The organism is Hydrogenophaga sp., from assembly GCF_031426985.1.
Taxonomy (GTDB): domain Bacteria; phylum Pseudomonadota; class Gammaproteobacteria; order Burkholderiales; family Burkholderiaceae_C; genus Hydrogenophaga.
On record NZ_JASJOY010000109.1, the window covers coordinates 1 to 3,904 of the forward strand.

The window sequence follows — 3,904 nt, forward strand, 5'->3', positions numbered from 1 at the left end:
GGCGTGCAGGTCAACCGCAACCGCGACATGGACTGGGTGCGCGGTCTGGAGAAAAAATCGGCCGAACGGCGCATCGGCGCCTGGCTGGCGCTGGATGAAACGGCCGAGGGCCTTCAGCTCACCATCACCGACGAAGACGGCCACAGCGGCAGCGCCGCCCTGCCCGGTCCGCTGCAAGACGCGAAAGACCCGAGCCAGGCCGACGCCAAGCTGCGCGAGAACCTGGCCCGCCTGGGCGACACCCTGTTCCAGCCGCTGGACGTGACGCTGAACCTCCAGGGCCCGCGCTTCGTGCCCGCCTCGCAGCTCAACGCCTTGCGCCGCGATGCGGTGGAACAGCTGGAAGCTGCCCGCGCCGCGGCCTGGCACCGCCTGCCGCGCGCCCAGCCCGTCGAGCCGCCTGTCAACTATCCGGAAGACACCCTCACCTACCTGGCCAACGTGTTCAACCACAAGGCGCGCGACTTCTACGCCAAGCACGGCGTGAAGGTCATCGCCGCGGCCTACGAAAGCCACGAAGAAGAAGGCGAGGTCAGCCTGATGATCACCAAGCACTGCGTGCGCTTCTCGCTCAGCCTCTGCCCCAAGCAGGCCAAGGGCGTGACCGGCGTGCAGGGCACGGTGAAGGCCGAGCCCATGCAGCTGATCAACGGCAAAGAAAAACTGACCCTACGGTTTGACTGCAAACCCTGCGAGATGCACGTGGTCGGCAAGATCAAGCGCGCCGTGCTGAACGCGGTACCGGCGAGCCCGGTGACGTTCTACAAGGCGCGGCCAACGGCCAAAGCCTGAGCCGGTTCAGCCCTCTTCCCGTGCCTCCAGCAGCAACTGCCGCACCCGCACGCCCTTGAGCTTGGCCACCGCGCGCACGCGCACGCCCTGCTCTGCCTCCAGCCGCAGGCGCTGGTGGTAGTCCAGGCCGTCGGTCTGGCCGGGGTTGTGGGCCGGGATGCGGCGGTTCCACTGCCGCTTGCCGTCGAATTCCACCGTCAGTTCCAGCCAGGCGCCGTCGGCCTCGGCCGGCACGTTCACGAGCAAGGTGGCGTCCACGTCGAACACGCGGGCACGGCCGTTGAGGCCGGGGATGTCGAGCACGGCGACCGAGTCGCTGCCAGCGTCGGTGCGCCAGAGTTCGGGGGCGTGGGGGGTGGAAGGCGTCAAAGGCGGTTGCATGGCGCGGCGACTGTACCGCAGACCCGAAACACCGTGGCGGACGCATGAAAAAGGGGCGCCGCAGCGCCCCTGGAAGCATCGGGAGACAACGCCTCAGATGTAGGCCGCCACCGGCTTGACGTGGCGCATGTGCAGGCTCAGGCCCAGCGCGGCCATGTGGTTGCTGTTGCGGCCCAGGATGGTTTCGGACAGCGGCAGGAACTCCGCCTCTTCGAAGCGCGCATGGGCGCTGTAGTCGGTCACCAGCCGCTGCAGCTCGCCCACGTCCAGATCGGTGCTGTGGCCTTTGGCGACTTTTTTCAGATCGCTTTCGAGCCGCTTCCACAGGCCTTCGAGCGTGCGGTGCTCGTTGGTGAGGCGGCGCACCATGCCTTGCACACGCTCGGTTTCTTCGCCGGGGCGGGCACTGGCCAGCACGGCGGGGAAGAGTTCGCGCTCTTCCTCCAGGTGGTGTTCGAAGATGGCTTCGCGGAAGAATTCGACCGACTGTTCGGCCACCTGGCGCGCACGGGCCGCCGGGGCCAGGAGGGCGGGCAGTTCGTCCAGCGCGCTCAGGCGCTTGAGGATGCCTTCGTGGCAATGGGAAAAGTTGGTCAGCGGCGCGTCGGTGTTGACGGCAGGGGGGGTGGACTTGCTCATGGTGGACTCCTCGGGTGGTGTGGGCCGGGCAAATGCTCAGCACACTTACGATGACGGGCCCAGTCTAGGCACTGCCGCCGATCCGGGCTTGACGCATGTCAAGCCTTGCGCTTGCCCGTGGTGTGCCCGCCCCTGGGCGTCGCCAGGGGGTTTCTGACGCCCGATCAGTGCGCCGGCTTGCCGCGCAGCCGGTTGATGGCGTTGAACACCACCACGGCCAGCGCGCCGGCCGCGACGCCCGCCACGCCACCGGCCAGGCTGTTGACCAGACCGCCCAGCCAGCCCAGGCCTTGCGCGAAGTGTTCAACCGCATGCCCCAGCGCCGGCACGCCGTGCAGCAGGATGCCGCCGCCCACCATGAACATGGCCGCGGTGCCCAGCACGGACAGCGCTTTCATCAGCCAGGGCGCAAAGCCCAGCAGGCCACGGCCCAAGGCCTGCGCCGCGCCCGATGCCTGGCGCGTGAGGTACAGGCCGGCGTCGTCGAGCTTGACGATGCCACCCACCAGGCCGTAGACGCCGACGGTCATGATGAAGGAAATGCCGACCAGCACCGCGACCTGCTGGGCAAACGGTGCGCTGGCGACCGAGCCCAGGGTGATCACGATGATTTCGGCCGAAAGAATGAAATCGGTGCGGATCGCGCCCTTGACCTTCTCTTTCTCGAACGCCACCAGATCGACCTGCTCGTCGCTCACCGCCTTGACCAGCTCGGCGTGGTGGGCCTCATCGTCTTCCTTGGCGTGGAAGAACTTGTGCAGCAGCTTCTCGGCGCCCTCGAAGCACAGGAACAGGCCACCGAGCATCAGCAGCGGCGTGATCGCCCACGGCGCCACGGCGCTGATGGCCAGCGCCGCCGGCACCAGGATCGCCTTGTTCATCAGCGAGCCCTTGGCCACCGCCCACACCACCGGCAGTTCGCGGTCGGCGTTGACGCCGGTGACCTGCTGGGCGTTGAGCGCCAGGTCGTCGCCCAGCACGCCGGCGGTCTTTTTGGCCGCGAGCTGCGTCATGGCCGCCACGTCGTCGGCGGCCGCCGCGCTCTGGCGCGCCGCGACCTTGGTCATGGTGGCCACGTCGTCGAGGATGGTGGCGATGTCGTCAAGCAGTACGAGCAGGCTGGAGGCCATGGGGGTGATTCAGCTTTCAGGACCAGACAAGGGGAAACAACGGGTCGTCCATGGGCGCCCCTTCGGGCAGCCGCTGGTCCAACCCCGGAAACGGGGGCGAGGTGCGCCAGTGGCGCGGCGCATGCACGGCGTCATCGCCCAGGTAGCGTGCCGAAAACACCCGGCGCCGGGCCCCAGGGCCAGTGCCGCTGCTGGCGTGCAGGCTGAGCATGTGGAAGGCCACGCAGTCGCCCGGTTCCAGCGCCCAGGCCAGTTGCCGGTAGGTGTCGGGCTCGGCGTCGATCGGCGGCAGTTCGGCCAGCGTGCCCTCGGCGAACCACTTGGCCTGCTGGTCGCGGAAGCTGCGCGGCATGTACCAGGTGCCGTCGTGCGACCCGGCCACGAAACGCAGGGTGCTTGCCAGCGGCACCGGGTCGACCGGAATCCAGAAGCTCACGTTCTGCAGGCCGCCGACGTTGTAGTACGGCTGGTCCTGGTGCCAGGGCGTGGGCTGGCGCGTCCCGGCTTCCTTGACCAGCAGGTGGTCGTGGTACAGGCGCACTGTGCGGCTCTGCATCAGCTGGGCGGCCAGGTGCGGCAGCGCCGACGCCTGCAGGATGCGCTGGTAGTCCGGGTTGGCCTGCCAGGTGCAGAAATCCTCGACGAAGCGCCCCGGGTCGTCCGGCTCGCTGGCCACCAGCGCCAGCGGGCTCAGATGCGCCAGGTTGTGCTCGATGCCCGCTTCCAGCGTGCGCAGGTCGCCGGCGTTGAGCACGCCCCGCAGCACCACCGCGCCGTCGCGGGCGTAAGCATCGACGATCTCGGCGGGCAGCGCGTGTGGGCGGGCCATACGGTCAGCCGACGAACTTGCGGGCGTTGCGCCAGATGCGCATCCAGGGGCTGAGTTCGCTGCCGTTGCCACTGGTCCAGCTCATCTGGATGTTGCGGAACACGCGCTCGGGGTGCGGCATCATGGCCGTGAA

At 68.4% G+C, this 3,904-nt stretch carries 6 protein-coding genes; 1 reads left to right on the forward strand and 5 read right to left on the reverse strand.

Annotated features, from left to right (window positions below; translation table 11 throughout):
* The coding region (locus tag RMP09_RS14285; RefSeq protein ID WP_310566649.1) for a DUF3656 domain-containing protein at positions 1-792 on the forward strand (792 nt) is incomplete at its 5' end.
* Between the two features lie 6 nt (positions 793-798).
* Here the strand turns inward: RMP09_RS14285 and RMP09_RS14290 are convergent.
* The 5 genes from RMP09_RS14290 to RMP09_RS24095 all read right to left on the reverse strand — a co-directional run.
* On the reverse strand, positions 799-1,173 hold the full coding sequence (locus tag RMP09_RS14290) for a hypothetical protein (protein WP_310566650.1): 375 nt from the start codon (positions 1,171-1,173) through the stop codon (positions 799-801).
* A gap of 93 nt (positions 1,174-1,266) precedes the next feature.
* Positions 1,267-1,812 carry a hemerythrin domain-containing protein gene (locus tag RMP09_RS14295; protein WP_310566651.1) on the reverse strand — a complete coding sequence of 182 codons (546 nt, stop codon included), beginning with the start codon at positions 1,810-1,812 and terminating at the stop codon, positions 1,267-1,269.
* 164 nt (positions 1,813-1,976) lie between these two features.
* The gene (locus RMP09_RS14300) at positions 1,977-2,942 is read right to left on the reverse strand and encodes a DUF808 domain-containing protein (RefSeq protein WP_310566652.1); all 966 of its coding nucleotides are present in this window, start codon (positions 2,940-2,942) and stop codon (positions 1,977-1,979) included.
* Between the two features lie 16 nt (positions 2,943-2,958).
* Positions 2,959-3,771: a phytanoyl-CoA dioxygenase family protein gene (locus RMP09_RS14305; protein WP_310566653.1), complete on the reverse strand. Its 813-nt coding sequence runs from the start codon at positions 3,769-3,771 to the stop codon at positions 2,959-2,961.
* Positions 3,772-3,775: 4 nt separating this feature from the next.
* Positions 3,776-3,904: phosphoribosylformylglycinamidine synthase subunit PurQ (locus RMP09_RS24095; protein WP_409559732.1), on the reverse strand; the 129-nt coding region annotated here is incomplete at its 5' end.